Raw genomic sequence first — 15,797 nt, forward strand, 5'->3', positions numbered from 1 at the left:
TATGGAATCTGTCAACTCTAGAGCGTGGCCAGCGCCTGCCCGAATCGTCGCTCGAACTGCTCCAGTTCGGCGTCACCGATAATGAGCGGCGGCGCGAGGCGAATGGTGGTCTCGTTGGCCGCATTCACGATGAGTCCCGCCGCCAGGGCGGCTGCCGCGAGCCTGGGTGCGACCGGCTCGCGCAGCGCGACGCCGAGCAGCAGCCCCTGGCCGCGCACGCCGGAAATGAGCGGTGAGTGCAGCCCGGCGATGATCTCGCGCAGCTGCTCACCACGGCGGGCCGCGTTGCTCACGAGGTCGTCGCGCTCGATGGTATCCAGCACCGCGTTCGCGGCGGCCGTGACGAGCGGGTTGCCGCCGAAGGTCGAGCCGTGCTGTCCGCGCTGGAACAGGGCGGATGCCGCGCCGAACGTCACAAGGGCTCCGATCGGCAGTCCTCCGCCCAGCCCCTTGGCCAGGGTGAGCGCATCCGGGGTGACGCCCTCGTGCTGGTAGGCGAACCAGGCCCCGGTGCGACCGACCCCGGTCTGGATCTCGTCGATGATGAGCAGGACCCCGTGCTCGGTGCACAGCTCGCGCGCCCGACGCAGAAACCCGGCGGGCAGCGGGATCACGCCGGCCTCACCCTTGATGGGCTCAAGCACGACGGCGCACACGGTATCGTCGATGCTCGCCTCAAGGGCCTTAAGCGTGGCGTCGATGTGCTCGACGCCGCCGGGCATGGGTTCGAAGGGCACCCGCATGGCTGCCTTGCCGGTGAGCGCGAGGGAGCCCATGGTGCGGCCGTGGAAGGAGTCGGTGAGCGCGAGAATGCGCATGCGCCGGCCACCAGCCACGTTGAGGCGCGCGAGTTTAAACGCTGCCTCGTTGGCTTCGGTACCGGAGTTACAGAAGTAGACCCGGCCGGCGGAACCTGCTCCGGTGAGGCGCTGCAGACGTTCGGCAAGTTCAATCTGCGGTTCGCTCGCAAAGTAGTTGGAGATGTGGGCGAGCGTTCCCACCTGCCGGGTGACAGCATCCACGAGGTCGGGATGAGCGTGGCCGAGCGAGTTCACGGCGATTCCGGCAAGAAAGTCGAGGTACTCCGTGCCATTCTCGTCCCACGCGTAGCAGCCGGAACCGCGAACAAGCGTGGCGAGGGGCGGCGCAAAGGTGCCCATCATCGAGGCGCTGTAGCGGTCCTGCCAGGTACTGTCGTTCGTGCTCATGCGGGGACTACCTCCGTGCCGATGCCGCTTCCGGTGAAAATTTCGAGCAGGATCGAGTGCGGCACTCGACCGTCGATGATCGCGGCCTTGGCCACACCGCCTTCGACCGCGTCCAGGCACGCGGTCATCTTGGGGATCATGCCCGATTCGAGTGCGGGCAGGAGCGCGCGTAGCTCGGGCACCGCAATGATCGACACGAGGGATTCGCGATTCGGCCAGTCGCTGTAGAGACCTGCGACATCGGTGAGGATCACGAGCTTCGCGGCGCCGAGGGCGATGGCGAGAGCCGCCGCCGCCGCGTCGGCGTTCACGTTGAGGGACTGTCCGGGCACCTCTGAGTCGGGCGCGATCGAGGAGACCACGGGAATACGTCCGGCAGCCAGCTGGGCATGCACGGCCTCCGGGTCGACACCCACGACGTCGCCGACGAGGCCGAGGTCGAGCTGTTCGCCGTCAATGACGACTCCGCGGCGTTTACCCCGGAACAGCCCGGCGTCTTCACCGGACAGGCCGGCGGCGAGCGGGCCATGCTGGTTGATGTGGCTCACGAGGTCGCGGTTGATCTGGCCCGTGAGCACCATGCGCACGACATCCATGGCCTCGGGGGTCGTGACCCGGTAGCCGCCGCGAAATTCGCTCTCAATGCCGAGGCGGGCGAGCATGGCGGAAATCTGCGGTCCGCCTCCGTGCACGATAACGGGACGGATGCCGGCATAGCGCAGGTAGACGATATCTTCCGCGAAGGCCCGCTGCAGTTCCTCACTGACCATGGCGTTGCCGCCGAATTTGACGACCACAATCTGGTCGTGGAAGCGTTTGAGCCAGGGCAGCGATTCGATGAGGGTCGCGGCCTTGATCGCGGCCTCGGCCGTCGTGCTCGCCGGCACGCTGTCGTGCTCGTTCGCACCGCTGACCGGTGCCCCTTCACGTGCGTTCTGCATCAGCTGGAGTATGCGCTGTTCTCTTCGACGTACTCCTGGGTGAGGTCGTTGGTCCACACGGTGGCGGAGTGGCTGCCGGCGTGCAGATCGATGACCACGGAAACCGCGCGGGGGGTGAGGTCGACGAGCTCGCGGGGCTGGTCGGGTTCCCCCGCGGTGCACACCTGCACGTCGTTGATGGCGACATCGATGCCGTAGGGGTCAAAGACAGCGGCGGTGGTGCCCACGGCCGCGAGTACACGCCCCCAGTTGGGATCGTTGCCGTAGATCGCGGTCTTGAACAGGGCGCTGCGGGAGACGGCGCGGGCCACGGTCACGGCATCCGCTTCGGTGTCGGCATTGCGCACCTCGATGGCCACGTCGTGCGCGGAACCCTCCGCGTCGCCCTGCAGCTGCAGGGTGAGGTCCTGGCACAGCGCAATCAGGGCGGCGGTGAACTCGGCCACGTCGGCTTCGACTCCACTCGCGCCGGAGCCGAGCAGGCTCACGGTGTCGTTCGTGGACATGCAGCCGTCGGAGTCGAGGCGGTCGAACGTGAGGCGGGTGGCCTCGCGCAGGGCGGCGTCAAGCTGCGCCGAGTTCAGCACGGCGTCGGTCGTGAGCACCACGAGCATCGTCGCCAGCCCGGGCGCGAGCATTCCGGCGCCCTTGGCCATGCCGCCGACGGTCCAGCCAGACGGTGAGACGACGACCGCCTGCTTGGGCGTGGTGTCGGTGGTCATGATGGCCTGCGCGGCCAGCAGTCCGGCCTCCGGCGAGGTGGCGGCATCCGTTTTGAGAGCGCGTGCTGCATCGAACACGCCAGCCTTCACCAAGTCCAGGTTGAGCTGCTCACCGATGAGGCCCGTCGAGCACACAACCACGTCGACCGCGGAGATGTCCAGTTCGGTGGCGACGGCCTCGGCGGTGGCGTGGGTGGTTTGGAAACCCATCGAGCCCGTGTAACAGTTGGCGCCGCCGGAGTTGAGCACGATGGCGCGAACGACGCCGTCTTTCATCACCTGCTGGCTCCAGATCACCGGGTTGGCCTGGCACCGGTTGGTCGTGAACACGGTGGCGCAACTGGTGAGCGGGCCGACATTCTCCACGATGGCGAGGTCAAGTCCGCCCGATTTCTTCAGGCCGGCGGTGACGCCGGCCGCGGCGAATCCTGCTGCTGCGGTAACACTCATGGGGCAACTCCATTCGTGGTCAGCCCCAGCGTCTGGGGCAAACCGAGGGCGATATTGGCCGATTGGAGGGCAGCGCCGGCGGTGCCCTTAACGAGATTATCGACGGCGGTGATGGTGACGACCCGGCCGGCCGCTTCATCGACGGCGAGGCCGATGAGCGCCGTGTTGGCGCCGAGAACGTCGGCGGTGCGTGGAAAGTGGCCAGGCGGCAGCACGTGCACGAAGGGCTCGTCGGCGTAGGTGTCCTCCCACGCCGCGCGCACGGCGGCCGCCGACGTGCCGGGAACGAGACGTGCTGTCGCGGTGGAGAGGATGCCGCGCGCCATGGGCACGATGATGGGCGTGAACGAGATGGTGGGGTTCTCCGCCCCCGCAAAGCGCAGGCTCTGCTGAATCTCGGGGATGTGCCGGTGGGTGCCACCAACCGCGTAGGGGTTGGCGGAACCGAGGATCTCGCTGGCGAGGTTGGGAAGTTTGAGGCTTTTGCCGGCGCCTGACGGACCGACGGCGAGAACGGCCACGAGGTCGGTCTCGTCAATGACGCCGGCGCGGATTCCCGGTGCGAGGGCCAATGCCACGGTGCTCGCGTTGCACCCCGGCGCCGCGATACGCCGCGCGCTCCTGAGCAGGTCCCGGAGGCGGCCGGAGCCGGTGGGCAGTTCGGGTACGCCGTAGGCCCAGGCACCGTAGTAGTCGCCGCCGTAGAAGGCGGCCCAGTCCTCTTCGCTCTGCAGTCGGTGGTCCGCACCGCAGTCAACGACGAGAGTGTCGGCGTTCAGGTGAGCGGTGAGCTCTCCCGATTTGCCGTGCGGAAGGGCAAGAAAAACAACCTCATGCCCGCTGAGCGTCTCCGGCGTCGTATCGACGAGCGTGAGGTGCGCGAGCGATCGCAGGTGCGGTTGCACGTCGATCAGCGGATGTCCCGCGTTGCTGTTTGCGGTGACCGTTCGCACCTCGAATTCGGGGTGTCCGGCCAGCAGACGCAACAATTCGCCGCCCGCATAGCCACTCGCGCCCGCCACTGCCACCGAAAATGCCATGTGTTAAACCTAGTCCTGCCCCGGTGCCGCAAAAAATCGCCGCGGGCGGGCCCAATGATCATCCGTCGCGCTCTGCGCATCCTCTTCCCCCCGATCACCTGCCCGACCCGGCACGCGTTCGAACTCACGGCACGTGTGGCAACGAGTGCCGTGGGCTCCAACGTGTGCCGTCACGGCTGCGCTGCCCAGGAGCGGCCGCAGCATTTCTGTCCCTCCACGGGGACTGCGACTGCGAGGTGTGAACAAAAGTTGTGTCCTCGCTGCGGTGCCGCAGCGTTCCGCGACAGAGTGTCGGCATGTTAGAGATGCTCAAGACCTACGGTGTGATCTTTGGGGGTCTCATACCTACGCAGGCGCTGCGCGATTCCGGGTTGAGCTCACATGCTGTGGACGCGTTGCGACAGCGTGCTGAACTCGTGCGAGTGCGCCGAGGCTGGTACGCACTCGGGGCCAGTTGGGAAGCCATGGGCGCAGATAAACGGTACCGCCTCGTCGTTCGTGCCACTGCGCACCAGGCTGGACCTCAGCTGGTGCTGTCGCACCACTCGGCGGCGGTGCTTCACAATCTGCCGTTGATCGGCTCGTGGCCCAGCGCGGTGCACGCCCTACGCCCCGACTCTGCGGGCGGGAGCAGCCAGCGCCTGCTCACAGCGCATCGTGGGATGCCCGATCCCCATCAGATTCTCATCGGTGGCGTCAACGTGACAAGCCTTCCACGCACGCTCATCGATATGGCGGCCGACTCGAGCTTCCTCGTTGGCGTGACCATGATCGATCATGTGCTCAATAGGGAGACGGTGCGGGTCGCGTGGGAACAGCATGCGGGCGTCCGAGGGCCACCACCGATCACGAAGGAGATGCTTTTCACCGAGCTGGAGGAGGTGCGGCCCCGCGCGGGACGGCGCGCCGCGGAGCGGGCCATCGCCTTCGCGAACGGACTCTCTGCCAACGAGGGCGAATCGCTCAGCAGGGTGCGCTTCGCTGAACTCGGTTTCGAGGTCCCCGAGCTGCAGGTGCGTTTTGAGGTTCGGGGGCACACCTACTTCGTTGACTACTACTGGCGTGGGGTTCGCAAGATCGGAGAATTCGACGGGGATATTAAGTACACCCGTGCGGAGGTAATGAACGGCCGCGACATCGTCGGCGTGATCATGGCCGAGAAGGAGCGCGAGAATCTCCTCCGTCCGTTGGTGAATAGTCTCGACCGTTGGGGTTGGAGGCTCGCCTTCAACGCGACCGAGTTCTACCGATTCCTGACAAAGAAGGACGTGCCACGCGCCCACGGTCAACGAGCCCTATAGGATTCGCCCCGCTCAGCACCGGCGAGGCCGGGCACACCGACGCGTCGTGGTACGCGTTGAAGCTGGTGGCACTCGTCGAGGCGAGCGGCACTCGTCCCAACTAGTGCCGCGGGGCCTACCGAGTGCCGCGGGCGTCGGGTTACTCGCGCAGGGTCGCCCCGAAGCGAACGGATGCCAGCGCCACGCCGGCCAGACGCGCGTCGCTCGCCTCGGCCGCGGTGAGCGTTCGATCCGGCGCGCGGAAGCGCAGCGCGAACGTGAGTGACTTCTGACCGGGCTCGATGCCCGTTCCGCGGTAGTCATCCACGAGTTCGATGCGTTCGAGCAGGGCGCCGGCACCCTCCACGATGGCCGCACGGAGTTCGCCGGCAGGCACCGAATCCGCCACGACGAGCGAGAGGTCCTGCGTGGCGGCGGGCTTGGTGTGGATGATGCTCGCCGACACCACGGTGTCCGCCTGGTTGATGACGGCGTCAAGGTTGATCTCGGCGACGGCCACGACGGACGGCAGGTCGTAGTCCTTGGCGACGGTGGGCAGCAACTCCCCCGCGTAGCCGACGACGACCTCGCCGGTCTCGGTGGTCACGGTGAGCTCGGCCGTACGACCGGGGTGCATGGCCGGGCGCGCTCCCTGACGCACGTTGATCTGCACGCCGGTGGCGAGCGAAACCTGCGCGACGGCGGTGAGGGCGTCCTGCCACCCGGCGGCCACGGCCGGAAGGCCGGGCTGGTGCCGACGCGTGGCGCCCACGAGCACGAGGCCCACGTGCAGCGGCTGCTTCGGGATGCCGTCGTTGAGTGCGGCGATCTGCTCGGCGCTCGGCAGGGCGCCACCGGGCGGCACCGTGGGGGTGCCGTAGGTCACGCCGGCCTCGGGCTGGAAGACGAGTCCCTGTTCGAACAGGGACACATCGACGAGGCCGCGTGAACGATTGCGGTGCGCAACATGCAGCAGCCCCGGAAGCAGGGTGGTGCGCAGGAACGGTGCCGCCCCGTCCATGGGGTTGGCCACGCGCACCTGCGCAACGTCCGTGCCATTGAACGTGGTGTTGGCCGTGGCCGCCAGGAACGGGTACGCGAGCACCTCGGTATGGCCGGTCGCGGCCAGCGTCTGCGACACGGAGCGGCGCAAGGTCTGCGCGCGGGTGAATCCGCGACCGGGGGGCGCGACGGGCAGCACGGAGGGGATGCGGTCGTACCCGACGATGCGGGCAACCTCCTCGGCGAGCGTCCACTTGTCGGTGAGGTCGGGGCGCCAGGTGGGCGGGGTGACCGCGAGGTCGCCGTCCACCTCCTCGAGTGTCGTTCCGATCTCCAGCAGCGAGTTGCGCACCTCGTCGCCGGTGTACTCAAGGCCGATGAGTCCGGAGATGAAGCCGGTAGGCAGGTGGATCGGCACGGGCACCCGACTGACGTCGTGAGTGGACCCGAGTCCGTCGGCCACTCCCCCGGCGAGATCCACGAGCAGTTGCACGACCCGAGCCGCAGCCACGGAGGCGACGGCGGGGTCGACGCCGCGTTCGAAGCGCCTGGACGCCTCGCTCGGCAGCTTGTGGCGGCGAGCGGATCGCGCGATCGATACCGGGTCGAAGTTCGCGGCTTCGACGAGCACGTTGACGCTGGTGGAGCCGATTTCGGTCGTGGCACCGCCCATGACACCGGCGAGGCCGATCGGTCCGGATCCGTCGGTGATCAGCAGGTCTTCCCGCACGAGCGTGCGCACGGAGCCGTCGAGAGTCGTGATCTTCTCGCCGGCTTCAGCCCGGCGCACGACAATGCCGTCGGTGAGCTTGTCCAGGTCGTAGCCGTGCAGCGGCTGGCCGAGTTCGACCATGACGTAGTTGGTCACGTCCACGATGAGCGAAATCGAACGGATGCCGGCCAGCCCAAGCCGAGACACCATCCAGGCCGGAGTGGGCCGGGTCGGGTCGATGCCTCGCACGGCGCGGGTGGTGAAGACCGTGCAACCGATGCGGCCACGAATCGGGGCCTGATCGTCAATGGCAACGGGGAAGACCGTAGACGGGGAGAACGACGCGGTCGTGAGTGCCGGGTCGCGGAACGTGGCTCCCGTCGCGTGCGCGTATTCGCGGGCAATGCCGCGGATCGAGAACGCGTAACCGCGGTCGGGGGTGACATTGACCTCAACGGCCGAGTCGTCGAGTCCCAGCAGTGCAACCGCGTCGGTACCGACCGGGGCGTCAAGCCCGAGCGACGCCAGGAGCAGGATTCCGTCGTGCTCGTCGCCAAGCCCGAGTTCGCGAGCCGAGGCGATCATGCCGTCGGACACGTGGCCGTAGGTCTGGCGCGGGGCAATGGGGAACGGGCCGGGCAGTACCGCGCCGGGCAGCGTCACGACAACCTTGTCGCCGACCGCGAAGTTGTGTGCTCCGCAAACGATGCCGTGAACGGCGGGTCCGCCATCGGCCGCGAGTTCGCCATCGGCGGCGACGCGCACCTGGCACCAGTTGATGATCTTGCCGTTCTTCTGCGGTTCCCCGACGAACTCGAGAACCTCGCCAACGACGATCGGGCCGGACAGCTCAAAGCGGTGAATATCTTCCTCTTCGAGGCCCACGCTCACGAGGGCGGCGTGCACATCTTCGGGCGTGGTTCCTGCGGCAAGGTCGACGAATTCGCCCAGCCAGCTCAGTGGTACGCGCATCAGATGGTCATCCCATACTGCTGGCTGAACCGGGTATCGCCCTCGACCATGTCGTGCATGTCCTTTACATCATTTCTAAACATCAAAGCTCGCTCCACGCCAACGCCGAACGCGAACCCGGAATAGACCTCCGGGTCGATCCCGGCCGCGCGCAGCACGTTCGCGTGCACCATGCCGCAGCCGCCCCACTCGATCCAGCGCGCGCCATCTTTGAACGTGGGATGCCACACGTCGAGCTCGGCGCTCGGCTCGGTGAACGGAAAGTAGTTGGGGCGCAGACGCACCTTGGCCTCCGGGCCGAACAATGCCTGCACGAAGTGGTCGAGTGTCCCGCGCAGGTGAGCCATCGTGAGGCCCGTGTCGATGGCGATGCCCTCGATCTGGTGGAACACGGGCGTGTGCGTCGCGTCGAGTTCGTCGGTGCGGAACACACGCCCGGGCGCCACGACATACACGGGCAGCTCACGGGAGAGCAGCGCCCGCAGCTGCACGGGCGAGGTCTGGGTGCGGAGCACCAGGTGGGCATCTGTCGGCTCGACGAAGAAGGTGTCCTGCATCGCCCGGGCGGGGTGATCCTCGTCGAAGTTGAGCCCGTCGAAGTTGAACCATTCGCTCTCGAGCTCCGGTCCCTCGGCCACTTCCCAGCCCATGGCCACGAACACGTCGGAGGCCCGTTCGGTCAGCAGCGAGATCGGATGCCGCGCCCCCGGCTTCCAGGCTGACGCCGCGGCGGTCACGTCCACGGTTTCGGCGGCGAGCTGGGCGGTCGCCTCGGCCTCGCCGATCGCGGTCTCCCGCGCCGTGAACGCCGCAGAGACACGACCCTTGGCCTGGCCGAGGAGTTTGCCCGCGACGGCCTTCTGATCTCCCGGCACCGTGCGCATCAGGGCGTTGAGCCTGGCAAGGGGGGAAAACTCCCCCACATGCTCGGCTCGCACGGCCTTGAGGTCTGCGGAGGTTTCGGACACGCAAATGGCGGTGAGGGCTGCGTCAACCGCAGCGCTCACCGCCTCTTCGGTAATGGCGGGCGGGTCAATGGGACCAGAAAATTCAGACACAGTTCCTGAGTTTAGCGGCCTCAGACCCCGCTTCGGCTCTGTGCCCCCGTCGCATGCGGACCGACCACGTCTGGGTCGACCGATGGTGTCTCGTCCGGCTGGATCAGCTTGCCCGCCTGCGGGCCGGTGCGCTTGGCAATTCTGCGCGCCACCCAGGACAGCGACAGGTTCATGGTCAGGTAGATGGCCAGCACGATGAAGAAAAACGAGAACTGGTACTGGTTACCGAAGAAGCCGCCGAGATTGTTCAGTCCAGAGCGAAGCAGTTCGTTGTAGCCCACGACGAAGGCCAGAGAGGTGTCCTTGAGCAGCACCACCAATTGGGCGATGATGATCGGCAGCATCTGTCGGAACGCCTGGGGGAACTCGATCCGGAACCGGGTAGCGACGGGAGTGAGACCGATGGCGAGCCCGGCTTCACGCTGGCCGCGCGGAAGGGCGTTGATGCCGGCACGGAGGGCTTCGCCGATGATGGCGCCGTTGTACACGGAGAGGGCGGCGACGCCGGCCCAGAACGAGCCGGTGCCAAACACCAGCAGGATGAACAGCATCATCAGCAGCACCGGCATGCCGCGGAAGAATTCGAGCACCACGGTGGTCGGCAGGCGGATCCAGGCAGTTTCCGACGCACGCCCGAACGAGAACACTACGCCGAGCACGAGCGCCAACGCGGCGGCGACAGCAGCCATGCGCAGCGTCGCCAGAGCCCCCAGGCCGAGGGTGCGCCAGACCAGCAGGTCGTTGAAGACATCCCAGCGGCTGATGTCCCACAGGCCGGGCTGCACCGCGCCGTTGGCGCTCGCCTTGGGCAGGCCCAGCACCACGATCAGGGCGACCAGGCCGCCGGCGATTATGAGCGCTCCGACGATGGAGAGAAGGCGCGAGCGCGCCCGGGACTTCGGCCCGGGGGCGTCATACAGGACAGAACTCATCGGAGCACCGCGACCTTCTTCTCGATCCTGCCGGCGAAGATGCCCAGAGGAATGGTGATGATGAGGTAGAACGCCGCGACGGCGAGCAGGATGGCGATGGTGGCGTCGCCGCGGTCATTGGTCACCCTGCGGGCCGCCCCGAACAGTTCGAAGACGAAGAAGGCACCGGCCACCGACGTGTTCTTGGTCAGGGCGATGAACACGTTGATCAGCGGGGGAACCACCATGCGGATGGCCTGGGGCATGACCACGAACGAGAGCGTCTGGCCGAAGGTGAGACCCACGCTCCGTGCCGCTTCGGCCTGTCCCACGTGCACACCGTTGACGCCGGACCGCAGTGCCTCGGCGACGAACGGGGAGGTGTAAACCGTGAGACCGATGGCCGCCAGCTGGAAATACCCCGGGGTGAACTGCAGGAACGGCAGCAAAAATGCGCAGAAGAACAGCACGAGTGTGAGCGGCGTGTTGCGCACGAGCTCCGTGTAGACCGTGGCGAACAGGCGGAACGATGCGATCGGTGAGATGCGCATGGCGGCGACGATCAGGCCGAGAAATGATGCGCCGACGCCGGCGATAGCGAGCAGGCCCAGGGTGTTCCGGAAGCCTTCCAGGAACAGCGGCAGGTTGTCGATGACTGCGTCCACAACTCACCTCCTCTTCTTTGTCTGTCTGCGGGTGGGGCAGGGGGGTACGTGGAACATGCTGGGCCGCGTCACCGCAGCGACCCGTCCGTCGGGCGGGCCACTGCGGCTGCGTGGATTACTGCGGGTAGTGCGGGTTTCCGACGGGGACAGTCGACCTAGTAGCGGTCGATGGCCGGAGGGGTCGGGGTGTCGAGCACGGAGCCCGCGGTGGACTCCCAGGCCTTGACCCAGCTGCCATCGTCGTAGGACTCTTCGAGCACGTCGTTGATGAAGTTGCGGAACTCGGTGTCGTCGTGCGCGAGACCGATGCCGTAGGGCTCTTCGGTGAACGCGTTGTTGACAACTTCGAATTCACCGGGGTTCTGGTCGGCGAGGCCGGCCAGGATCACGTTGTCTGTGGTGACGGCGGCAACCTCGCCGCTGCGCAGCGGGCCGAGGCAGTTGGAGTACGTGTCCGTCGCGATGACGTCCGTCGTGTACGCGGCGACGTTCTTCTCCGAGGTGGAACCGCTCACGGTGCACACCTTCTTGCCGGCAAGGTCCTCGGGACCGGTGATGTTGTCCGGGTTGCCCTCGAGTACGAGCAGATCCTGGCCGGCCGAGTAATACGGTCCGGCGAAGGACACGACCTCCTTGCGGGTATCGTTGATCGTGTACGTCGCGATCACGAGGTCAACCTCGCCGTTTTCGATGAACGGTTCGCGGTTGGCGGAGACGGTCTCGCTCCAATTGATACCGCTGGCCGGGATGCCGAGCTTGGACGCGATGATCTTGCCCATTTCCACGTCGAAGCCGACGGGCTTGCCGTCGGGTCCACGGAGGCCGAACAGCGGCTGGTCGAACTTGGTGCCGATGTTGATGCTTCCGGCTTCGGCCAGTTTCGCCATCGTGGTACCGGCTTCGAAGTCTGTGGCGTCAGCTACGGGCGGCGCATCCGCGGACGGTGCGCCAGAGTCGCTGCAGCCGCTGAGGACGAGCGCGCTGATGGCAATGGCCGAAATCACTAGACCTTTTTTGAGTCTCATGGTTCTTCTCCTGATTGCTGGTGTTGCTGCTGTGTGGGGCTTGCTCACCGTTTTAGTGGGCAAGTATTTTGGAGAGGAAGTCTTGCGCTCTCGTGCTTTGGGGATTGGTGAAGAACTGCTCGGGAGTGGCCTCCTCCACGATCTCGCCCTCCGACATGAAGATCACGCGGTCGGCAGCCTTGCGGGCGAAGCCCATCTCGTGCGTGACGACGATCATGGTCATTCCGTCGTTGGCGAGGTCGATCATGACCTCGAGTACCTCATTGATCATTTCCGGGTCGAGCGCGCTGGTCGGTTCGTCGAGCAGGATGACTTTCGGATCCATGGCCAGGGCGCGTGCAATGGCGACCCGCTGTTGCTGACCACCGGACAGCTGCGCGGGCATCTTCTTGGCCTGGTTGGCCACTCCGACGCGGTCGAGCAGGGCCATGGCCCTCTTCTCGGCATCGGCCTTCTTCATGCCGCGCACCTTGATCGGTCCGAGTGTGACGTTATCGAGCACGGTCTTGTGGGCGAACAGGTTAAAGGCCTGGAACACCATTCCCACATCCGCGCGCAGATGGGCGAGAGCCTTGCCCTCCTCGGCCAGTTTGACCCCATCGATGGTGATGACCCCATCGTCAATGGTTTCGAGACGGTTGATCGCCCGGCAGAGAGTCGACTTACCCGAACCACTCGGTCCGATCACGACGACGACCTCGCCGCGGTTGACCGTTGCGTTGATGTTCTTGAGAACATGCAGTTCTCCATAGTGCTTGTTGATGTCTTTGACGACGACCAACGGTTCGCCGCGACGGACCGTGATGTTTGACGTGGCCGGCGTGACGTTTGTAGGCTCCATACAACCAACCTAGAACAAAACTCGTGCCGTGGCGCGCCAAACCCCCGACGGTAACCGATTCGTAACAGTCGGCACCGCCGGGGGCGGGTTTAACGGGTGGGAACAGGACTTTATCCCGACGGATTAGCTGCGCTGCGCGAAAGCGCTCTCGTACAGGCATACGGATGCCGCGGTGGCGAGATTCATGGACTCGGCGTGACCATAGATGGGAACGCTGATGGCCCGGTCCGCCTTGGCGAGGTCCTCATCACTGAGACCGCGGGCCTCGTTGCCGAACAGCCACGCCGTCGGCGCGGCGAGCACGCCCTCGTTGCGGGCGGCGAGCAGGTCGTCGCCCTTGATGTCGGCGGCAAGAAGCTGCAGCCCGGACGAGCGAACACGATCGCGCACGTCTTCGAGGCTCGCGGCGATGGCGACGGGCAGGTGGAAGATCGAGCCAGTGGAGGACCGAATCACCTTGGGGTTGTAGAGGTCCACGCTGCGGCCGCAGAGGATCACGGCGTCGGCACCGGCCGCATCCGCGGCGCGAATGATCGTGCCGGCGTTACCCGGGTCGCGAACCTCTTCGAGGATGACGACAAGTTTCGGCTCGGCGTTGAAAATCTTTTTGACCGAGGTGGGGAACTGGTGGCACACAGCGACGAAGCCCTGGGGCGTGACCGTGTCAGCCATGGCGTCGAGCACTTCTTCGGAGACGAACTCCACCTCAACGCCAGCGGCGACGGCGGATTCGGCAATATCGGTGTAGCGTTCGAGGGCTGTCGGCGTGGCGTACAGCTCCACGACGAGCTCTGGACGGAACGTGAGGGCCTCGGAGACGGCCTGCGGACCTTCGAGAAGGAACAGCCCCAACTCCGTGCGCGCATCGCGCTTCGCAAGTTTCGCGACGGCTCTAACGCGCGGTGAACGTGGGTTATCAAGCATGCATCAAGCCTACTTGCAGAAAACGTGAGCGAATGCAGAAAAAGGGAGTGGCCGCTTTCGCGGCCACTCCCTTTTCGCTGTTCTACCTACGCTGCTGTTCCAGCGAAACTGGTGATCTAACTACGCTGCTGCGACCTTCGGTGCCGACGTGTCGGCGGGAAGGGCGTCCTTGGCGGACTCAACGAGGGCCGCGAAGGTGGCGGGCTCGTTGACGGCCAGCTCAGCGAGCATACGACGGTCAACCACGATGCCAGCAAGGCCGAGGCCCTGGATCAGACGGTTGTACGTGAGGCCGTTGGCGCGCGATGCAGCGTTGATGCGCTGGATCCACAGGCGACGGAAGTCACCCTTGCGTGCACGGCGGTCGCGGTAGTTGTAGGTGAAGGAGTGAGTGAGCTGCTCCTTGGCCTTGGTTACCAGACGCGAGCGCTGGCCGCGGTAGCCCTTGGCGCGCTCGAGAATTACGCGACGGCTCTTGTGGGCGTTTACAGCCCTCTTGACTCTTGCCATTTTTCCGGTTCCTTAAAAGTGTGTGCGGTCGTCGGTTGCTTAGAGACCGAGAAGCTTCTTGATGACCTTGGTGTCCGACTTGGCCACGGGCTGGTCCTTGTTGAGGCGAGCCTTGCGCTTCGTGCTCTTAACCTCAAGGTTGTGTCGCATGCCAGCCTGCTGCTTCATGAGCTTGCCGCTTCCGGTGACCTTGAAACGCTTCTTCGTGCCAGAGTGAGTCTTCATCTTAGGCATCTTTTTCCTCCAGTTTCGCTGCCTTATCGGCAACCTTGTCTGCCTTATCGGCAACCTTGTCTGCCTTTTCAGCAGCCTTATGTGCGTTAGTCTCCGCCTTGGCCTCTGACTTGTTCTTCAGAGGTCCGATGACCATGACCATGTTTCGTCCGTCAATGGTCGGAGTTGATTCCACGGAACCGAACTCGGATACATCCTCGGCAAATTTTCTGAGCAGTCGCACACCCTGGTCGGGGCGGGACTGTTCACGACCACGGAACAAGATCATGGCCTTGACCTTGTCGCCGGCCTTCAGGAAGCCTTCGGCGCGTTTGCGCTTGGTCTCGTAGTCGTGTACATCAATCTTGAGACGGAAACGAACCTCTTTGAGGATCGTGTTCGCCTGGTTGCGCCTGGCTTCTTTAGCCTTCTGCGCAGCCTCGTACTTGAACTTGCCGTAGTCCATGATCTTCGCCACGGGAGGCTTAGCTTCAGGGGCAACTTCGACGAGGTCGAGGTCGGCGTCCTGGGCCAGTCGCAGGGCAACATCAATGGCCACGACCCCTACCTGCTCGCCGTTGGGACCAACGAGACGAACTTCGGGGACGCGAATACGGTCATTTGTACGGGGATCGCTGATGCGTCTCTCCTCCTGATTAACTTCGTGGTTACAGCCAGGCGACGGATGTCGACTGGGACGAAGAGAGGAAAATCACGAGCGTTTTTTCGAGCATATTTGCTCGTCCAACCACACGGCACCCTGGCTGCCTTCACCCCCTGGAAACCAGCGGACGACGACGGAGTGCAAACTACCCGGTAACCTTTATGAAGCGGTCAAGCGCGGGTGGGAGATTCTCCACTTTCGCACCGAGACTAATGTCTCGGAACCGACGTAACTCTAGCAGAGGATGGCAGTGAGTACCAATTACGACGAAGAAACCGCCCAAGCAACGCGGGACATCGCGGATGTCGGAGCGGTGGAGATCATTACCACCGCGGCCGTGCACCTCCTGAGCGCAGCGGCAGTGAAGTGCGGACTGGCCGATGACCCGATCGCACAGACCGACCTGGACGAGGCCCGCAAACTCATCACCGCCCTCGCCGGCCTCGTGACGGCGGCCGCACCTGAAATCTCCGACATGCACGCTCGCAGTCTGCGCGACGGCCTGCGTTCCGTTCAGCTCGCGTTCCGCGAGGCATCCACCATTCCCGACCCCATCGGCGAGGGACCGGGCGAAAAGTACACCGGCCCCGTCAACTAGCTCCCGCACGCAGCGCCCACCGCCGGATGGCCTGGTGGGTGCTGCCGCATCGCGGATTCCC

The 15,797-nt window shown here is 65.3% G+C and carries 16 protein-coding genes; 2 read left to right on the forward strand and 14 right to left on the reverse strand.

Features of this window, described 5'->3' with window-relative positions; genetic code table 11:
* Positions 1-17 precede the first annotated feature (17 nt).
* From EDD25_RS03180 to argC, 4 genes are read right to left on the reverse strand one after another with little or no spacing between them, the layout of a single operon-like run.
* The gene (locus tag EDD25_RS03180; RefSeq protein ID WP_134171989.1) at positions 18-1,208 is read right to left on the reverse strand and encodes an acetylornithine transaminase; all 1,191 of its coding nucleotides are present in this window, start codon (positions 1,206-1,208) and stop codon (positions 18-20) included.
* Positions 1,205-2,149 (reverse strand): acetylglutamate kinase, encoded by a 945-nt coding sequence (gene argB / locus EDD25_RS03185; protein WP_134171990.1) that lies wholly within the window; start codon positions 2,147-2,149, stop codon positions 1,205-1,207. The genes EDD25_RS03180 and argB overlap by 4 nt, the downstream gene beginning before the upstream one ends.
* On the reverse strand, positions 2,149-3,321 hold the full coding sequence (argJ, locus tag EDD25_RS03190) for a bifunctional glutamate N-acetyltransferase/amino-acid acetyltransferase ArgJ (protein WP_134171991.1): 1,173 nt from the start codon (positions 3,319-3,321) through the stop codon (positions 2,149-2,151). Before argJ ends, argB begins: the two co-directional genes overlap by 1 nt.
* Positions 3,318-4,361, reverse strand: a complete 1,044-nt coding sequence (gene argC / locus EDD25_RS03195) for an N-acetyl-gamma-glutamyl-phosphate reductase (protein ID WP_134171992.1) — start codon at positions 4,359-4,361, stop codon at positions 3,318-3,320. Before argC ends, argJ begins: the two co-directional genes overlap by 4 nt.
* 296 nt (positions 4,362-4,657) lie before the next feature.
* Between argC and EDD25_RS03200 the strand changes: the two genes are divergently transcribed.
* Positions 4,658-5,662, forward strand: a complete 1,005-nt coding sequence (locus EDD25_RS03200; protein WP_134171993.1) for a hypothetical protein — start codon at positions 4,658-4,660, stop codon at positions 5,660-5,662.
* A 139-nt stretch (positions 5,663-5,801) separates the two neighbouring features.
* Here EDD25_RS03200 and pheT read toward each other — a convergent pair whose 3' ends face one another.
* The 10 genes from pheT to infC form a co-directional block, all read right to left on the reverse strand.
* Positions 5,802-8,327, reverse strand: a complete 2,526-nt coding sequence (gene pheT / locus EDD25_RS03205) for a phenylalanine--tRNA ligase subunit beta (RefSeq protein WP_134171994.1) — start codon at positions 8,325-8,327, stop codon at positions 5,802-5,804.
* Positions 8,327-9,385 (reverse strand): phenylalanine--tRNA ligase subunit alpha, encoded by a 1,059-nt coding sequence (pheS, locus tag EDD25_RS03210; protein ID WP_241986364.1) that lies wholly within the window; start codon positions 9,383-9,385, stop codon positions 8,327-8,329. The genes pheT and pheS overlap by 1 nt, the downstream gene beginning before the upstream one ends.
* Before the next feature lie 20 nt (positions 9,386-9,405).
* Positions 9,406-10,317, reverse strand: a complete 912-nt coding sequence (locus EDD25_RS03215; RefSeq protein WP_134171995.1) for an amino acid ABC transporter permease — start codon at positions 10,315-10,317, stop codon at positions 9,406-9,408.
* The gene (locus EDD25_RS03220; RefSeq protein WP_134171996.1) at positions 10,314-10,961 is read right to left on the reverse strand and encodes an amino acid ABC transporter permease; all 648 of its coding nucleotides are present in this window, start codon (positions 10,959-10,961) and stop codon (positions 10,314-10,316) included. Before EDD25_RS03220 ends, EDD25_RS03215 begins: the two co-directional genes overlap by 4 nt.
* A 155-nt stretch (positions 10,962-11,116) precedes the next feature.
* Positions 11,117-11,986 carry a glutamate ABC transporter substrate-binding protein gene (locus EDD25_RS03225; protein WP_134171997.1) on the reverse strand — a complete coding sequence of 290 codons (870 nt, stop codon included), beginning with the start codon at positions 11,984-11,986 and terminating at the stop codon, positions 11,117-11,119.
* Between the two features lie 52 nt (positions 11,987-12,038).
* Positions 12,039-12,827 (reverse strand): amino acid ABC transporter ATP-binding protein, encoded by a 789-nt coding sequence (locus tag EDD25_RS03230; protein WP_134171998.1) that lies wholly within the window; start codon positions 12,825-12,827, stop codon positions 12,039-12,041.
* Between the two features lie 123 nt (positions 12,828-12,950).
* Positions 12,951-13,751 carry a TrmH family RNA methyltransferase gene (locus EDD25_RS03235; protein ID WP_134171999.1) on the reverse strand — a complete coding sequence of 267 codons (801 nt, stop codon included), beginning with the start codon at positions 13,749-13,751 and terminating at the stop codon, positions 12,951-12,953.
* A 120-nt stretch (positions 13,752-13,871) separates the two neighbouring features.
* Positions 13,872-14,261 carry a 50S ribosomal protein L20 gene (rplT, locus tag EDD25_RS03240; protein WP_134172000.1) on the reverse strand — a complete coding sequence of 130 codons (390 nt, stop codon included), beginning with the start codon at positions 14,259-14,261 and terminating at the stop codon, positions 13,872-13,874.
* 39 nt (positions 14,262-14,300) lie between these two features.
* On the reverse strand, positions 14,301-14,495 hold the full coding sequence (gene rpmI / locus EDD25_RS03245; RefSeq protein WP_134172001.1) for a 50S ribosomal protein L35: 195 nt from the start codon (positions 14,493-14,495) through the stop codon (positions 14,301-14,303).
* Positions 14,488-15,114 carry a translation initiation factor IF-3 gene (gene infC, locus EDD25_RS03250; protein ID WP_134172002.1) on the reverse strand — a complete coding sequence of 209 codons (627 nt, stop codon included), beginning with the start codon at positions 15,112-15,114 and terminating at the stop codon, positions 14,488-14,490. The genes rpmI and infC overlap by 8 nt, the downstream gene beginning before the upstream one ends.
* Positions 15,115-15,388: 274 nt before the next feature.
* On the opposite strand from infC, the gene EDD25_RS03255 reads away from it, so the two are divergent.
* Positions 15,389-15,736, forward strand: a complete 348-nt coding sequence (locus EDD25_RS03255; RefSeq protein ID WP_241986363.1) for a DUF1844 domain-containing protein — start codon at positions 15,389-15,391, stop codon at positions 15,734-15,736.
* Positions 15,737-15,797 lie beyond the last annotated feature (61 nt).

Source organism: Cryobacterium psychrophilum, assembly GCF_004365915.1.
In the GTDB taxonomy this organism is placed as follows: domain Bacteria; phylum Actinomycetota; class Actinomycetes; order Actinomycetales; family Microbacteriaceae; genus Cryobacterium; species Cryobacterium psychrophilum.

Coding starts and splice junctions, on each gene's coding strand:
- rpmI (WP_134172001.1), bottom strand. CDS start 14,495: ATGCCTAAGATGAAGACTCACTCTGGCACGAAGAAGCGTTTCAAGGTC.
- argB (WP_134171990.1), bottom strand. CDS start 2,149: ATGCAGAACGCACGTGAAGGGGCACCGGTCAGCGGTGCGAACGAGCAC.
- EDD25_RS03180 (WP_134171989.1), bottom strand. CDS start 1,208: ATGAGCACGAACGACAGTACCTGGCAGGACCGCTACAGCGCCTCGATG.
- EDD25_RS03230 (WP_134171998.1), bottom strand. CDS start 12,827: ATGGAGCCTACAAACGTCACGCCGGCCACGTCAAACATCACGGTCCGT.
- EDD25_RS03200 (WP_134171993.1), top strand. CDS start 4,658: ATGTTAGAGATGCTCAAGACCTACGGTGTGATCTTTGGGGGTCTCATA.
- argC (WP_134171992.1), bottom strand. CDS start 4,361: ATGGCATTTTCGGTGGCAGTGGCGGGCGCGAGTGGCTATGCGGGCGGC.
- EDD25_RS03225 (WP_134171997.1), bottom strand. CDS start 11,986: ATGAGACTCAAAAAAGGTCTAGTGATTTCGGCCATTGCCATCAGCGCG.
- EDD25_RS03215 (WP_134171995.1), bottom strand. CDS start 10,317: ATGAGTTCTGTCCTGTATGACGCCCCCGGGCCGAAGTCCCGGGCGCGC.
- EDD25_RS03235 (WP_134171999.1), bottom strand. CDS start 13,751: ATGCTTGATAACCCACGTTCACCGCGCGTTAGAGCCGTCGCGAAACTT.
- argJ (WP_134171991.1), bottom strand. CDS start 3,321: ATGAGTGTTACCGCAGCAGCAGGATTCGCCGCGGCCGGCGTCACCGCC.
- rplT (WP_134172000.1), bottom strand. CDS start 14,261: ATGGCAAGAGTCAAGAGGGCTGTAAACGCCCACAAGAGCCGTCGCGTA.
- pheT (WP_134171994.1), bottom strand. CDS start 8,327: ATGCGCGTACCACTGAGCTGGCTGGGCGAATTCGTCGACCTTGCCGCA.